At 59.8% G+C, this 15,626-nt stretch carries 17 protein-coding genes and 1 tRNA gene; 12 read left to right on the forward strand and 6 right to left on the reverse strand.

What is annotated here, in order from left to right; genetic code table 11:
• Positions 1-13: 13 nt before the first annotated feature.
• From ruvX to nusB, 11 genes are all read left to right on the forward strand, one after another.
• A complete protein-coding gene (gene ruvX / locus HMPREF3147_RS09165) occupies positions 14-562 on the forward strand; it encodes a Holliday junction resolvase RuvX (RefSeq protein WP_070446844.1) in 549 nt (182 codons plus the stop codon).
• Positions 563-584: 22 nt separating this feature from the next.
• A complete protein-coding gene (gene mltG, locus HMPREF3147_RS09170) occupies positions 585-1,760 on the forward strand; it encodes an endolytic transglycosylase MltG (RefSeq protein ID WP_070446963.1) in 1,176 nt (391 codons plus the stop codon).
• A 4-nt stretch (positions 1,761-1,764) separates the two neighbouring features.
• Entirely contained in the window at positions 1,765-2,571 is an 807-nt protein-coding gene (locus HMPREF3147_RS09175) for a shikimate dehydrogenase (RefSeq protein WP_070446846.1), read from the forward strand.
• A gap of 59 nt (positions 2,572-2,630) precedes the next feature.
• Positions 2,631-3,023, forward strand: a complete 393-nt coding sequence (locus tag HMPREF3147_RS09180) for a prepilin peptidase (RefSeq protein ID WP_070446847.1) — start codon at positions 2,631-2,633, stop codon at positions 3,021-3,023.
• A 51-nt stretch (positions 3,024-3,074) separates the two neighbouring features.
• Entirely contained in the window at positions 3,075-4,286 is a 1,212-nt protein-coding gene (gene aroC, locus HMPREF3147_RS09185) for a chorismate synthase (protein WP_070446849.1), read from the forward strand.
• A complete protein-coding gene (locus tag HMPREF3147_RS09190; protein ID WP_070446851.1) occupies positions 4,283-4,792 on the forward strand; it encodes a shikimate kinase in 510 nt (169 codons plus the stop codon). Before aroC ends, HMPREF3147_RS09190 begins: the two co-directional genes overlap by 4 nt.
• 75 nt (positions 4,793-4,867) lie before the next feature.
• A complete protein-coding gene (aroB, locus tag HMPREF3147_RS09195) occupies positions 4,868-5,938 on the forward strand; it encodes a 3-dehydroquinate synthase (protein ID WP_070446853.1) in 1,071 nt (356 codons plus the stop codon).
• 18 nt (positions 5,939-5,956) lie between these two features.
• A complete protein-coding gene (gene aroQ, locus HMPREF3147_RS09200; RefSeq protein WP_070446855.1) occupies positions 5,957-6,382 on the forward strand; it encodes a type II 3-dehydroquinate dehydratase in 426 nt (141 codons plus the stop codon).
• A 42-nt stretch (positions 6,383-6,424) separates the two neighbouring features.
• Entirely contained in the window at positions 6,425-7,516 is a 1,092-nt protein-coding gene (locus HMPREF3147_RS09205; RefSeq protein WP_070446856.1) for a M24 family metallopeptidase, read from the forward strand.
• 94 nt (positions 7,517-7,610) lie between these two features.
• The gene (gene efp, locus HMPREF3147_RS09210) at positions 7,611-8,174 is read left to right on the forward strand and encodes an elongation factor P (protein WP_070446858.1); all 564 of its coding nucleotides are present in this window, start codon (positions 7,611-7,613) and stop codon (positions 8,172-8,174) included.
• Between the two features lies 1 nt (position 8,175).
• Positions 8,176-8,706, forward strand: coding sequence for a transcription antitermination factor NusB (gene nusB, locus HMPREF3147_RS09215; protein WP_070446861.1), 531 nt, complete (start codon positions 8,176-8,178; stop codon positions 8,704-8,706).
• A 212-nt stretch (positions 8,707-8,918) separates the two neighbouring features.
• Here nusB and HMPREF3147_RS09220 read toward each other — a convergent pair whose 3' ends face one another.
• The 6 genes from HMPREF3147_RS09220 to HMPREF3147_RS09245 form a co-directional block, all read right to left on the reverse strand.
• Positions 8,919-9,683 carry an amino acid ABC transporter ATP-binding protein gene (locus HMPREF3147_RS09220; protein WP_070446863.1) on the reverse strand — a complete coding sequence of 255 codons (765 nt, stop codon included), beginning with the start codon at positions 9,681-9,683 and terminating at the stop codon, positions 8,919-8,921.
• Positions 9,683-10,636, reverse strand: coding sequence for an amino acid ABC transporter permease (locus HMPREF3147_RS09225; RefSeq protein ID WP_070446865.1), 954 nt, complete (start codon positions 10,634-10,636; stop codon positions 9,683-9,685). Before HMPREF3147_RS09225 ends, HMPREF3147_RS09220 begins: the two co-directional genes overlap by 1 nt.
• Entirely contained in the window at positions 10,629-11,510 is an 882-nt protein-coding gene (locus tag HMPREF3147_RS09230) for an ABC transporter substrate-binding protein (RefSeq protein ID WP_070446867.1), read from the reverse strand. Before HMPREF3147_RS09230 ends, HMPREF3147_RS09225 begins: the two co-directional genes overlap by 8 nt.
• Before the next feature lie 3 nt (positions 11,511-11,513).
• Positions 11,514-12,329, reverse strand: coding sequence for a DUF368 domain-containing protein (locus HMPREF3147_RS09235; protein WP_070446869.1), 816 nt, complete (start codon positions 12,327-12,329; stop codon positions 11,514-11,516).
• A 136-nt stretch (positions 12,330-12,465) separates the two neighbouring features.
• On the reverse strand, positions 12,466-12,741 hold the full coding sequence (locus tag HMPREF3147_RS09240; RefSeq protein WP_070446871.1) for a hypothetical protein: 276 nt from the start codon (positions 12,739-12,741) through the stop codon (positions 12,466-12,468).
• 67 nt (positions 12,742-12,808) lie between these two features.
• Positions 12,809-12,882: transfer RNA gene (locus tag HMPREF3147_RS09245), tRNA-Leu, on the reverse strand.
• A gap of 91 nt (positions 12,883-12,973) precedes the next feature.
• Between HMPREF3147_RS09245 and polA the strand changes: the two genes are divergently transcribed.
• Positions 12,974-15,625 carry a DNA polymerase I gene (gene polA, locus HMPREF3147_RS09250; RefSeq protein WP_070446873.1) on the forward strand — a complete coding sequence of 884 codons (2,652 nt, stop codon included), beginning with the start codon at positions 12,974-12,976 and terminating at the stop codon, positions 15,623-15,625.
• The last annotated feature ends 1 nt before the right edge of the window (position 15,626 follow it).

The raw sequence follows: 15,626 nt of genomic DNA on the forward strand, positions 1-15,626 counted from the left end.
CAGGAGGAGCACGATGGCCGTAGAGCCTGACAAACCAGGCGTCGACGATCCCGGCCCGGGGCGCCGTTTGGGCCTCGACGTCGGTACCGTCCGCATCGGCGTGGCGGTATCTGACCGAGACGCGCGCTTGGCCATGCCGGTCGAAACCGTCCGGCGTGAGACCGGGTTTAAGGACCGCGACAAGGGCGATATTGACCGTTTGCTCGAGCTGATCCATGAGTATGACGCCGTCGAGGTGGCCGTTGGCCTGCCGCGTGATCTCAAAGGCAACGGCTCATCGAGTGTTAAACATGCCAAGGAAATCGCGTTTCGTATCCGCCGCCGCTTGGCAAAAGATGACAGGATGAAGGAACCTCCGCCCGTACGCATGGTGGATGAGCGCCTCACTACGGTGGTGGCAACCTCTGCTTTGCGGGCCTCTGGCGTGTCAGAGAAGCGTGGTCGCTCGGTCATTGACCAAGCTGCCGCGGTGGAAATTTTGCAGTCCTGGCTGGATGCGCGCCATTTCGCGTTGCACGGCCACAGCCCTTCAAACGTAGGAGACGAAGTACGTGAGCCGTAAACCTTCACGCATCGGACGCTCGATGGAACCTCAATATGTCAAGCGCCGTCAGCGCGGCATGGCCGTGCTCATCGCAAGCTTGGTCCTTATCATTGGCGGACTCGGCTACATCGGCTTCCGCCTTCTGGGAGGGGGCAGTACCTTGGACTACGAGGGGCAAGGCAACGGTGTCACACAGCTTGTTCAGGTCCCAGAAGGCTCGTCCATGGGTGAATTAGCACCCGAGCTGGCAGAAAAGAACGTGGTGAAGACATCCGAAGCTTTCTCCTCAGCAGCCAACTCCAACCCACGCGCAAGCCAAATCAAACCCGGCTTTTACCGTCTCCAGGAGGAGATGAGCGCGAAGGCCGCTGTCGAAGCGCTGCTCGATGAAGCCAATATGGTGGACCTCCTCGACGTCCAAGGCGGTGCCACGCTGCTCGACGTCAACGTGCTTGGCGGTGATGTTCGCTACGGCATTTACTCCTTGATTTCCCAGGTCTCGTGCAAGGAAGGTGGCTGCGTCTCCGCTGAAGAGCTCGAGAAGATTGCGGCCACCGTGGACCCGGCTGAGCTGGGTGCACCGGAGTGGGCCCTGGAAGAGGTTCGCGCACGAGGCGAGGACCCGAAGCGCCTTGAGGGGCTGATTGCCCCGGGCCAGTACGTGCTCGACCCGAACATGGATGCCCAGGAGATTCTGACGGATCTGATCACCCGCTCGACGAAGAAGTACAACGACACCAACATCGTTGACCGAGCCCAAGCAATTGGTCTGAAGCCCTATGAGCTTCTGACTGCGGCTTCGCTAGTGGAACGCGAGTCCCCGGCTGGTGAATTCGACAAGGTTGCTCGAGTGATCCTCAACCGCCTCGATGAACCGATGCGCCTCGAGTTGGACTCCACCGTGAACTATGGCCTCGAGGACGTGGAGCTGGCCACCACCGATGAGGACCGCCACCGCGAGACGCCATGGAATACCTACGCCAAGGACGGTCTGCCTGATTCGCCGATTGCCTCGCCTTCGGAGGAAGCTATCCAGGCCATGGAGAACCCGGCGGAAGGAAACTGGCTCTTCTTCGTCACCGTCGATGACAAGGGCACCACCGTGTTTACCGATAACTACGATGAGCACCTTGCCAACGTCGATGATGCGGTGCGCTCTGGCATCCTGGACAGCCAGCGCGAGGCCGAAGGTGCGCCGCCAGCCGAGGAGCAGTAAACCAATGCCGCGCGCCGCAGTCGTGGGCAGCCCCATTGCCCACTCGCTCTCACCAGTCCTGCATAACGCTGGGTATGAGGCCCTGACCCTGAAGGAGTGGGACTATACCAAGCATGAGGTGACGGACTTGCCGGCCTTCCTCGCCGAAGTAGGCGAGGAGTACTGCGGTTTCTCCGTCACCATGCCGCTCAAATTTGATGCCCTTGCTTGTGCCGATATCGTCAGCGAGCGAGCTGAGCTCATTGGCTCCGCGAACACCTTGGTACGCACCCCGGAAGGGTGGCGCGCGGATAACACGGATACCGAAGGCGTGCTGGGCGCGCTCGATGAGCTTTTGGGCTCTTCCCAGCCGTCTTCGGCGCTGCTCATCGGCGCCGGCGGAACCGCGCGGCCGGTCCTGTGGGGGCTGGCTCAGCGCGGAGTGAAGGACGTTACCGTGTTGAATCGCTCCGACCGTTTAGCTGAGCTGCGTCCGCTCGCTGACGCCCTCGGTCTCACACTCCATGCGGCAACCTTCGAGGATGATCTAGCAGGCCTTGCGAGAGCAGTAGATCTCCTTGTCTCCACCGTGCCCTCTGCTGCGTTGGAGGGATACCTGACGCAGCTGGCCAAGGCTCCGGTTTTTGACGTTATTTATGATCCGTGGCCTACTCCGCTCACTGTGCATGCGGCCGCTGATGGCTACCGGGCCGTCGGCGGGCACATCATGCTGGCTAATCAGGCTTATTCGCAATTTGAGCAGTTTACCGGGCATACTGCCCCGCGGGCAGAGATGCTGGCGGCGCTCAACAAGGCGCTCAAGCTGCCCTAAGCAAGTCCCCACAGCTTGGTGCGTGCGTCTTGTCCGCCCACGCGGTAGGCTGCAGGACCATGGGGGAACTGCTTTTCTTGGCGTGGGGGTGCGCTTTAATTATTTATGACCTGCGTTTCAAACGCCTGCCTAACTATCTGACTCTGCCTGCCGCAGCCTTATCGCTGTGCTGGTTCAGCGTGGCCGGGCTGCTGTGGCCGGGTATCTACGTGGTGGCGGCGTTGCTAAGCCGCGCCGGAAGCATCGGCGGGGGAGACCTCAAACTGGCGCTGCCGCTGGGAATGGTGACCGCACACGTGGCGGGCGTACCGGGGGTTGCGCTGGCGATGATGGGGGCGTCGCTGAGCACGGTGCTCTGGGGCTATATATCCAGGGATAGGACACCCGCGCATGGACCCGGGATGTTGATTGCCGCAGGACTTGTTGTGTTATTTAGCCCCGACATGGTGTGATAGCAGGCCTAGTGACCCCGAAGGAACCCTTGGCGTGTGATAATAGTCCGCATGCTTCGTTGGACTACCGCAGGTGAATCTCACGGCCAGGCACTCGTTGCACTCATTGAGCACATGCCGGCCGGGGTTCCCGTTTCCCAAGACGATATTGCTCTCCAGCTCTCTCGCCGCCGCCTCGGCTACGGCCGCGGCGCCCGCATGAAGTTTGAAGCTGATGATCTCACTCTGCTCAGCGGCATTCGCCACGGCCTTACCCTGGGTAGCCCCATCGCTATCATGATTGGCAACACGGAGTGGCCAAAGTGGACCACCATCATGTCCCCGGATGCGCTAGATCTCGATGACCCGGAGACTGCTAAGGCGATGGCTTCCGGTCGCGGTGCTCCGCTCACTCGTCCACGCCCTGGGCACGCCGATTTCGCCGGCATGGTGAAGTTTGATCACGCGGAGGCCCGTCCCATTCTGGAGCGTTCCTCCGCACGCGAGACCGCTGCCCGCGTCGCCGCGGCCACCGTTGCCCGCAACTTCCTTCGCGAAACCCTGGGAGTCGAGGTGCTGTCCCACGTCATCTCCATTGGTGTCTCAGAACCTTATGAGGGCCCGCACCCTAGCTTTGCGGACCTTGAGGCCATCGACGCCTCTCCGGTTCGTGCCTGCGATAAGGCCGCAGAGGAATCGATGATCTCAGAAATCGAGACCGCCAAGAAGCAGGGCGATACCCTCGGCGGCATTGTAGAGGTCATCGTGGAGGGCCTGCCGATTGGTTTAGGCTCCCATACCTCGGGGGAGGACCGTCTCGACGCGCAGCTCGCCGCCGCCTTGATGGGTATTCAGGCGATCAAGGGCGTTGAAGTAGGCGACGGCTTCGCTGAGGCGCGCCGTCGCGGAAGCGAGGCCCACGATGAAATGGTGCGCACCGATGAGGGAGTGGACCGGGAGAGTAACCGGGCTGGTGGCCTGGAAGGCGGCATGACTAATGGCCAGACGCTGCGTTTGCGTGCGGCGATGAAGCCGATTTCTACCGTCCCGCGCGCCCTGAAGACCGTTGATATGGCTACGGGTGGGCCAGCCACTGCCATCCATCAGCGTTCTGATGTCTGTGCAGTTCCAGCGGCTGGCGTGGTGGCCGAAGCCATGGTGGCGCTCGTCCTTGCGCGTGCCGTGTTGGAGAAATTTGGTGGCGATAGCTTAGCCGAGACCAAGCGAAACATTGCTGCCTACCAGGATTACGTGGCTAGCCGCTTGGATTGGGGCGAGGCATGAATTCCCCGCACGTCGTTCTTGTAGGGCCTCCTGGCTCCGGAAAGACCACGATTGGCCGGCGCCTCTCCCGCGCGCTGAACTGCGAGGTTGTTGACTCTGATGCCCTCATCGAGGCCCGCTACGGCAAGGCTTGCGGCGAGATTTTCTCTGAGCTGGGTGAACCAGCATTCCGTGAGGTCGAAGCCGAAGCGGTGCGCGAGGCACTCGCCACTACTGGCGTGGTGAGTCTAGGCGGCGGGGCAGTGCTGACCGAATCTACACGCGCCCTGCTCGATGGCCTGACTGTTGTATTCCTTGATATCACCCCCGAAGAAGGCGTAACCCGCACGCTGGGGGACAGCAACCGTCCCGTGCTGGAGTCTGCGGACCCGCTGGCGCACTACACCCAACTTTTGGAAACGCGCCGACCCCTCTACAGCGAGGTCGCTGACTTAAAGGTGCGCACTGGTGTGCGCTCCCCGCAGCAGGTGGTGGGTGACATCTTGAGCTTCCTCGAAACCCTCTAAGACGACGAAACTTCTTTACCCGCTACGTGTCGACGCCTCACGAACCCTGCCACCCCAGCCGAAGGAGCACCACCCATGCACACCATTGCTGTTAATGGACCATCGCCTTATGAGGTCACTCTTGGCAGTGGCCTGAGTACCGCCATGATTGAGCGCGCCGCGGCGATTGGGGCGGCTAAGGTGGCAATCATCCACCAACCGCCGCTCGCGCAGGCTGCCCAAGACTTAGTTAAACAGGCTCGCGTACAGGGGATTGAGGCCACCGCAGTTGTGGTCCCCGATGCCGAAGCCGCCAAACGGATCGACGTGCTCGCCCGCTTGTGGGATATCTTCGGAGAAGCAGGTTTTAGCCGCCGCGATGCCGTCATTGGCCTAGGCGGCGGTGCGGTAACGGACCTGGCTGGGTTTGCTGCGGCGACGTGGATGCGCGGCATCCCGGTGATTCAGGCGCCGACGACGTTGCTCGCCATGGTGGATGCCGCCGTGGGCGGCAAAACCGGCATCAACACAGCCGCGGGAAAGAACCTGGTTGGGGCTTTCCATGAGCCGGACTCAGTCTTTGTTGATGTGGAGCATTTGCGCACACTGCCGACTGAAGAAATCGTCGCCGGTTCTGCAGAGATTATCAAGACTGGCTTCATCCATGACCCGCAGATCATTGAGCACTACCTGAAGGATCCCGCCGCATGCCTTGAGCCCGACGGCCTGCTGCCGGAGCTCATCGAGCGTTCTATTGCGGTCAAGGCACACGTGGTGGGTCAGGACTTGAAGGAATCCGGGCTGCGCGAGACTCTCAATTACGGCCACACCTTTGGCCACGCCGTGGAGCGTCGCGAGAACTACTCGTGGCGACACGGCCGCGCGGTAGCGGTGGGCATGATGTTCATTGCCCACCTATCCCACGCGCGCGGGCTTATCGATGCCAACCTCGTGGCCACGCACCGCGACATCTTGACCAGGATTGGGCTGCCGACCACTTATGAGCAGGGCCATTTCGAGGAGCTGCTGGATGCAATGCGCCATGATAAGAAGAACCGCGGCGGCCACATCCGCTTTGTAGCGCTCACCGGGATCGGGGAAACCACGCGCTTGGAAGACGCCACTGATGAGGAGCTGCGCGCAGCCTACGCGCAGCTGACCGTATAGGAATTTAAGGAGTTCGCCATGACCATTCTCGTCCTCAACGGCCCGAATCTGAACCGCTTGGGCAAGCGCCAGCCAGAAATCTATGGCAGCGAAACTTTGGAGGATATAGAGACTCGCGTCCGCGCGGCGGCGGGGGAGGAAGAGATCGTCTTCTTCCAATCCAACCACGAGGGCGAACTCATTGAACAGGTGCATCGCGCTGCCGACGAAGGCTGGCCTGTCATCATCAACCCGGGCGGTTTTACACATACCTCGGTGGCCCTGCGTGATGCCTTGGCGGAGGTAGCCGATGGCCCCGGATTCGTCGAGGTGCACCTATCCAACGTGCATGCGCGGGAAGCATTTCGGCAGCACTCTTACCTGAGCCCCATCGCTCGCGGTGTTATCGCGGGCCTCGGCTCTTATGGATATGTCGCGGCACTGGGGTACTTCCTGGCAGATTAGCTATCATGGAGTATCGCTTGAATTGATTGGAGTGGTTCTCTCATGGCATTAGCCGATACTCGTTATGGCAACCGCCGCCGCAAGCTCATGACTGAGCTGACTGGTCAGCGCATTGACGCCATTATCGTTACCCACCTGACGCACGTGCGTTACTTGACCGGCTTTTCGGGATCGAATGGTGGACTGCTGTTGCGCAAGGACCTCTCCGCGCTCATGGCAACGGACGGTCGCTACACCACGCAGATCGCGGAAGAGGTTCCGGACATCGAAGCCAGCCTTGGTCGCGATGTAGGCCCGCACTTGCTGGGGCAGGTTTCTCAAGATCTGCGGGTGGGCTATGAAGCCGACTACGTCACTGTCGCACAACTGCAGCGTCTGGAGAAAGCAAAGCCGGAGGGCGTGACTCTGGTACCGGTCACCGGCGTGATTGAGAAGATTCGCCTGGTCAAGGATCACGTTGAGCTGCAGAAGCTCGAAGAGATAGCGGCCTTGGCCAACCAGGCGCTCACCGATCTCGTAGAGGCTGGGGAGGTCGCCGCTGGGCGCACGGAACGCCAAGTCGCTGCCGATTTGGAATACCGCATGCGCATGCTCGGCTCGGAGCGCGTGAGCTTTGACACCATTGTGGCTTCCGGTGAAAACTCCGCTAAGCCCCACCACGGTGCGGATGACCGCGAGTTGCGCAAGGGGGATTTGGTTACGATCGACTTCGGTGCCCACCTGCGCGGCTTTAACTCCGACTGCACACGCACCTTCGCTATCGGTGAGGTCACTGAGTTTGCCCGTGAAATCTACGACATTGTCCTGCGCGCCCAGGAGGCAGGTGTGAAGGCAGCGGTGCCAGGTGCCAAGCTTGTCGACGTCGACGCGGCCTGCCGTGACATCATCACTGAGGCCGGCTATGGCGAGTACTTCGTTCACTCGACTGGCCACGGAATCGGCCTCGACGTGCACGAAGGGCCCTCCGCAGCGAAAACCGGCAAGGGCGAGCTCGCCGAAGGGATGACGCTGACCATTGAGCCGGGCATCTACGTTCCTGGTAAGGGCGGCGTGCGGATCGAGGACAGCCTGTTTATTACCTCAGGGGCACCAAAGATCATCACGGCCTATCCGAAGGAACTTCAGGTGCTGTAGCCAGCACCCCTTCGTACCGTGCAGCAGCCGCGTACGGTATGCTTAGACACTGTTTTCATAGTTTCGACTACAAGTTATTTGGGAGAGTCATTTCATGGCAGATACCACTGATTTCAAGAACGGCCTCGTTCTGAAGATCGACAACAAGCTGCAGCAGATCGTTGAATTCCAGCACGTCAAGCCTGGCAAGGGTCCTGCATTCGTGCGCACCAAGCTCAAGGATGTGGTTTCTGGCAAGGTCACCGACAAGACCTTTAACGCTGGTGTGAAGGTGGAGACCGCCAACGTTGACCGCCGCGACATGACCTACCTGTACAACGATGGCCAGAACTACGTGGTCATGGATGATAAGACCTACGAGCAGTACGAGCTGCCGTTTGATAAGTTCGGCGACGCCGGCAAGTTCCTCTTGGAAAACATGCGTGTCCAGGTCTCCTTCCACGACGGCGACGCTCTGTTCGGTGAGCTTCCGATCTCCGTTGACCTGAAAGTTGAGCACACCGAGCCAGGTCTGCAGGGTGACCGCTCCAACGGCGGCACCAAGCCGGCGACACTCGAGACCGGTGCCGAGATCCAGGTGCCGCTGTTCATCGAGACCGGTAACACCCTCAAGATCGATACCCGCACTGGCGAGTACCTCTCCCGCGTCAACAACTAAGATGACCCGACCAGAGCCTAACTATAAGCGGCACACCGCGCGCTACCGCGCGCGCCGCCGAGCTGCGGATATTCTCTTCGAAGCAGAATCACGCGACGTTGATCCGGTAGCCATCGTGGAAGACCGCGTCGAGCTTGCTCGCGACCCGGAAAACGGCGTGGCGCCGATCGCGGACTACACCCGCGAAATTGTCAGCGGAGCAGCTGAAGAGCTGGACGCCATTGACGATGCGATTGCTCGTTACCTCTCCAGCGAGTGGTCGCTCGAACGCATTCCCGCCGTTGACCGCGCGATCATGCGAGTATCGGTATGGGAAATGCTCTTCAACGCGGATGTTCCGAACGCTACCGCGCTCGTTGAAGGCGTGGAGCTTGCTTCCGAATACTCCAATGACAAGGCCGCGCCTTATATCCATGCGGTGCTGGATGACGTCATCCAATCACAGTCTGCGGATAGCCCGATGGCCTCGTCCTCTGCCGAGGAGCCCGCAGAGCCCGCTGAGACTGCGGAAACGGAAGGGGACACCGAATAGGGACCCACCGCTGGCGTTAATTGTTTCGCCAGCCCTTTCCAGAAAAACTCCGGCCAGTTAGCTTTGCGGACTGGCCGGGGTTTTGTCTTGGACGGGTTCAAATAGAAAACTGCCCTTGTTGCCAAAGATCTGGCCAGATCTTGAGGTGAGGGCGAGAAACTTTGGCAACAAGGGCAGTTGCGGCGGTGCTGCGTGCGTGGTGGTGCAGTGCGCTAGAGCAGCGAAGAGAGGAAATCCTTCGTGCGCTGGTGCTGAGGATTGTCCAAGACCTGCTGTGGGGTGCCGGTTTCGATGACGCTGCCGCCGTCCATGAAAACGATGGTGTCGGCGACCTCCCGGGCAAAGCCCATCTCGTGGGTGACAACGAGCATGGTCATGCCATCGGCGGCAAGTTCCTTCATCACGCGGAGCACCTCACCGACGAGCTCGGGGTCGAGGGCGGAGGTGGGCTCGTCGAAAAGCATGAGCTTCGGGTCCATCGCAACCGCGCGAGCAATGGCGACGCGTTGCTGCTGACCACCAGAGAGCTGGACTGGGTAGGCGTCCGCCTTGTGCGCGAGGCCAACCTTTTCCAGCAGCTCCATGGCCTTTTTCTTTGCCTGCTCCGGGTTCTGCTTCTTTACCTGGATGGGGGCCTCGATGATGTTTTCCAGCACGGTGCGGTGGCTAAAAAGATTGAATTGCTGAAAAACCATGCCGATATCTTGGCGCTGGGCGGCGGCTTCTTTCTCGGAGATTTCATAGAGCACGCCGTTGCGCTCGCGGAAACCAATCAGTTCGCCGTCGATGTAGAGGCGGCCGGCCGTGACCTTCTCCAGGTGATTACAGCAGCGCAGGAAGGTGGACTTACCAGAACCGGAGGGCCCCAGAAGGCACGTGACCTCACCCGGCATGACGGTGAGGTCGATGCCTTTGAGAACCTCAAGTTGGCCGAAGGACTTGTGCACATTTTGTGCGGAAATCATGGGTGTCGGCATTAGTTCTTTACCTCCGGGATGACAGAGACGTTGCGGGGAATGGTTCCTTCGGCATCCGCCAGCGCGGCCAACTGGCGGCCGGTGAGCTCGCGGGTGGCGCCGCGCTCAAAGCGGCGCTCTAAGAAGTACTGGCCCACCATGAGCAGAGAGGTGATGGCCAAATACCACGTCGCCGCGACCATAAGCAGGGGGATGGGCTCGAAGAGCGCAGCCGAAATGTCCGTGGCGCGGCCAAAAATTTCCGCCGTGTAGGGAATAGCAACCACAAGTGAAGAAGTCTTGAGCAGTGAAATAAACTCGTTGCCGGTCGGCGGGATGATGATGCGCATGGCCTGCGGGAGCACAGTGCGGCGCATGGTCATCCACCATCCCATTCCCAGGGCCTTGCTGGCTTCCTTCTGGCCCTCCGGAACAGAAGAGATACCGGAGCGAACAATCTCCGCCATGTATGCGGCTTCGTTCAAGCCTAAGCCTAAGACGGACAAGAGGAATGCGTTATTGAGTACCTCGGTGAGGGAAATCTCTGTGAATCCAAGGTTGATGGATTGGTAGAGGGCTGAAAGTAGACCCCAGAAGACGAGCTGCACGTAGATTGGGGTGCCACGGAAGAGCCAGAGGAAGACCCACGACACGCCACCTAGCACAGGGTTAGGGGACATGCGCATCACCGCGAGGGCAGCGCCGCCTACGACGCCGATGATCATTGCCAGAATCGTAATGGCAATGGTGTGCAGGGCAGCGGTGGCAATCCGAGTATCGAAAAGATACTGGAAATACGTGCCCCACCCGAAGGCTTCGTTGCGTGCCGAGGAGATGATGAACCATACGGCAAGCAGAGCGAGGACAGTGGCGAATACCCAGCGCCAGGGGTGACGCAGTGGGCGGGCTTCGATCTTTTCTGGGGCAGTCGAAGCCGATGAATTCGACGCTGCCGGGAGAGAGGAGTTAGTCATTGATCGGCCTTTCGTTAATCATTGCGTGTTCGACGAGTCCGTCGTCAACACCCCATTTATCGAGAATTTCGGCGTATGCCCCGGTATCGATGAGATGCTGGAGCGCCGCCGCCACGGCAGGGCCGAGGTCTGAATCCTTTGGCACGGCGAAGCCGTAGGGTGCGGCGTCGAACATCTCGCCGACCATGGACATACGCCCATCCGAGCGGTTAACCGCCCATGCGGAGACCGGTGAATCGGCTGAGAGCGCGTCCGCTCGGCCCATCAAAACCGCTAGAGCGGCGTTATCGCTCGTGTCATAGGGCAGGATGGTTAAGTTGCCATCGCAGGCTTCCTGCTTGGGGCGCAGATCGTCGGTCTCAGAGACCGTGGTGCGTTGCACCGCGACGGTGAGGCCACAGGGGTTGGAAGGATCAACGTCCTTGGATCCATCGCTGAGCTCCGCCCACTGAATCCCGGCGTAGAGAATATCGACAAAGTCGAAATTTTCCCGGCGCTCGTCAGTATCGGTAAACCCAGACCCGCCAAGATCAATCTGCCCGGACTGGACTGCCGGCAAGATCATGGAAAAGTCCTGCTCCACCGGCTCAAATTTGAGGCCCATCACTTGAGCGACTGCATTGGCCAAGTCCAATTCAAGACCGATGAGTGAGCCATCGGAATCCTTGAACTCGAAAGGTGCGAACGGTGGGTTCGTGCCTACGGTGAGGACTCCATCTGCGTCCTCATACATCGCGGCAATCTCGGGAACTTCGTCCACGTTGGGCGCGGACCAGCCCTCTGGCAGCGCTGGCTCCTCGTTGGTGACGCAGCCGGAGAGGGCAACGGAGGCCAGCGCTCCGACAGCGCCCACGATGGCCTTCTTCTTATTCATGCTTTAACTCTCTTGATAACTTGCGGCTTTGCGCCTATCCACGGCGATGAAAATAGCGACGATGATGCCGCCGAGCGCGAACATAAGCAGGATAAGCGGTGTGGAAGCATCCTGGTCTGCGCCCCACGGCCACAATGCGCGAAGCGAGCCCAGCATAAAGCCGGCCATGGCGGCCAAGGTCGGATCGCGGTGGGTATCGAGTAGGTAATTCAAAACCTTGACGAACGCGACAAGGCCGCACAGCGCGCCGAGGGCGAAGACGCCCACGATGGTCATGTTCCGGTCAGAGACCGCGCCAATGACAGGCTGGTAGAGGCCCATCGTCAGCAAGATGAGTGAGCCCGATACGCCGGGGAGAACGAGCGCGCAGACGGCCACCATGGCCGCCAAGAACACCACAATCAGGCTGGGGTCTTCGACAGGAGTTGAAGTAAAGCCGGTAACGAAGAAGATCGCGACGGTGGCGATGATGAATGCGGCGATGGACGCGGGCGTAAACCGCGACATCATGCTTATTGGAACGATGATGGACACGGCGACCATGCCGAGGAACAATGCGCGGGACAAGGACACTTGTCCTTCCACAAAGTTGTGGAGCAGCGTGGAAAAACCGAAGACGGCAAGGAACATGCCGGCGGCGACTGAGAGGAGGAAGCCCCACTCAACCTTTTTGAAACGGCCGGAAATGAGATCATTGGCGTTGTGCAAAGCGCGTTCATAGATGCCTACGATGAGCGCCACGGTGCCTCCGGAAATACCGGGGACCAACTCGGCCATGCCAATGAGGGCGCCGCAAATGGCGTTAAGAATATAGTGCATAAACCGAAAGTAACGTTGACAGTCTCCTCGGTGGGGATGCCGTGCCGAAGGAGAGGAATGGGCAGATGACTCCTTATTCTCTCACTCCGCGAAGGGCTTATGCAAACTATTCAGCCCATAGAAGGTTATACGTTGCCTACATCGGCAAGCGCTTGGCCACCTCGCCGTAGATCGAACCCAAGATGGCGAAGGCAGCGAGGCCTACAAGGCCGTCGAGAAGCACGGTGTAGAAAGTGTTGAGCTGCGGATCGTCCGAGGACGCCGCAGACTTACGCAGCTCCTGGTAGTAGGAGGAGCCTTCCACCTTGGAGGAAACCTCCTTGTCGGCGCTCGAATCTGCGGCAGTAGCCACGGTGGTACCACCCAAGGTGAGGGCAACGGCGGTGCTCACAGCGATGATAGTGCGACGCATGGTAATGGATTCCTTTCGGTTGAAAACGCTAACACCCCACAACAGGGTCTGTTGCGGGGTGGAATTGTGCCCCTGGTGAGACTCGAACTCACACTACACGGGTTTTGAATCCGTTGCCTCTGCCAATTGGGCTACAGGGGCGCACAAGCAACGATAGTAGCGCAGCCGACCAACGTGAACCTAATTGCCTGCCTACGGCCCTCAACGGTGCCGCTCCGTGCAACACGTTAGGATGGGCCGGGTGACTACTTCTCAGCCCCGACTCTTGCTCATTGACGGCCACTCCATGGCCTTTCGCGCATTTTATGCACTGCCCGCGGAGAACTTTTCCACCTCGGGTGGCCAGCACACGAACGCGGTATACGGCTTCCTGTCCATGCTGGCGAATATCCTCGCCGAGGAGAAGCCGGACTTCGTCGCTGTAGCCTTCGACGTGGGCCGCAAGACCTTCCGTACCGACATGTTCCCCGAGTACAAGGCGCAACGAGAGGCCGCCCCCGAAGAGTTTCGCGGCCAGGTTGAGCTCATTCGTGACGTGCTGGAAACGTTGGGAATTACCACGCTCTCGCGCGAGAATTTCGAGGCCGATGACATCGTGGCCACGTTGTCCACACAGGCGGGCGCGGACTATGAGACTTTCCTGGTTACCGGTGACCGCGACTATTTGCAGCTTGTCGACGACTCCACGACCGTCCTCTATCCCATGCGTGGGGTGTCCAAGCTGCATCGCTTCACACCGGAGGCGGTGAAGGAGAAGTACGGCCTGAGCCCCGAGCAGTACCCGGATTTCGCAGCCCTGCGCGGAGATCCTTCCGATAACTTGCCTTCCGTTCCGAAAGTGGGGGAGAAGACCGCCACGAAATGGATTACCCAGTATGGTTCCCTCGATGGCCTCATCGAGCATGCCGAGGAAATCAAGGGAGTGGCGGGCCAGAACTTCCGCGACCGCATTGAACAGGTCAAGCTCAACCGGAAGCTCACCCAAATGGTGACGGACATGGACCTGGAGGTTGGACCGGCAGACCTGGAATTCAAGGGAGCGGTCGCTAGCGAGGTCGCGGCTCGCTTCGACGAGTTGGAATTTGGCACCAACCTGCGCGAGCGGGTCCTCAACGCTGTCCCGCACGATGCCGCCGCCGAAGCTGCCGCGGCAGAGGAAACGCCGGATGTATCGGTGACCGTGGTGGACACGCCGCTGGCTGAGTGGCTCGAAGGTAAAAAGCATGTCGCGGTTTTCGTGCAGGGTGACGGAACCCCAGGAGCAGGAGATGCGGCAGCGCTAGCACTGGTCGATTCAGCTTTTGAAGGACTCCAGATTGAATTGGCGGACCTGGATGCAGAAGATGACGCCGCCCTGGCCGCGTGGTTGTCATCAGATGCGCCGAAGTATGTGCACGAGGCAAAGGCTACTTGGCACATGCTGGCGGGGCGAGGGATTGAACTACGTGGAATTGCCCATGACACAGCCCTGGCGGCCTACCTCCTGCGCCCAGGTCAGCGCACGTATGCGTTGACGGACGTGTACCAGCGCCATCTGCAGAAGTCCTTGGGGGTGGCCACGGAGCAGCTTTCCCTCTTGGATGACAATCAACTTGTAGAACAGGCCGGCGCCATCATGGAGCTGGCGGCAGAACTGACTAGTCAACTCCAAGAGATTGATTCCTTCGAGTTGTATACAGACCTTGAGTTGCCGCTCGTGACCATCCTGGCCCAGATGGAGGCCGCTGGTATTGCAGTTGACCGCGATGTCTTGGAAACGCAGCGTGATGCTTTCATTGAGCAGGTCAATGAGCAGGAACGCGCCGCCCGCGAGTTGGCTGGTGATGATTCTCTTAACCTGAATTCCCCGAAGCAGCTGCAGGCGGTGCTCTTCGATACTTTCGATATGCCGAAGACGAAGAAGACTAAGACAGGTTATTCGACCGCAGCTAAGGAAATTGAGCAGCTGGCCGCTACCCATCCGCACCCCTTCCTGGATCACCTGCTGGCGCACCGCGAATACCAGAAAATGAAGACGACGCTGGAGGGGCTCATCAAGACCATTCAGCCGGATGGCCGCATTCACACCACGTTTAACCAGACGGTGACTTCAACCGGCCGCCTATCCTCGACCGAGCCGAATCTGCAGAACATCCCGGTGCGCACGGAGGCTGGTCGCCAGATCCGCTCGGCCTTCGTGGTCGGTGAAGACTTCGAAACCTTGATTACGGCCGATTACTCGCAGATTGAGATGCGAGTCATGGCGCACCTCTCTGCCGACCCTGGGCTTATTGAGGCCTACCGGGAGGGTGAGGACCTCCATAACTACGTTGGTTCCAAGGTCTTCGATGTTCCTGTCGATGAGGTCACCCCAGAGCTGCGCCGCCGAGTCAAGGCCATGTCCTATGGCTTGGTCTATGGGCTATCCGCATTTGGCTTGTCGCAACAGCTGGGCATCCCCGCACGGGAAGCCAAGGAGATCATGGAGAGCTACTTTGAGCGATTTGGTGGTGTAAAGCGCTACCTCGACGAAGTTGTCGTGCAAGCTCGAAAGGACGGCTACACCTCCACGGTCTTCGGGCGCCGCCGCTACCTACCGGAGCTGAACTCCGATAATCGTGTTGCTCGCGAGAACGCCGAGCGCGCAGCGCTCAACGCCCCGATTCAGGGAACTGCAGCAGACATTATCAAGGTGGCCATGATTCGCGTGGACAAGGCGCTTGAAGGTTTGGCCTCGCGCGTCTTGCTCCAGGTTCACGATGAACTCGTCGTGGAGGTGGCTCCCGGCGAAGCGGAGGACGTCCAGCGCATCGTGGAGCGAGAGATGGACAAGGCTATCGAGTTGACTGTGCCCCTTGAAGTCTCCGTTGGTGTGGGCAAAAACTGGGATGCCGCAGCGCACTAGG

Origin of the sequence: Corynebacterium sp. HMSC05D03 (assembly GCF_001807205.1) — a bacterium.
GTDB lineage: Bacteria > Actinomycetota > Actinomycetes > Mycobacteriales > Mycobacteriaceae > Corynebacterium > Corynebacterium aurimucosum.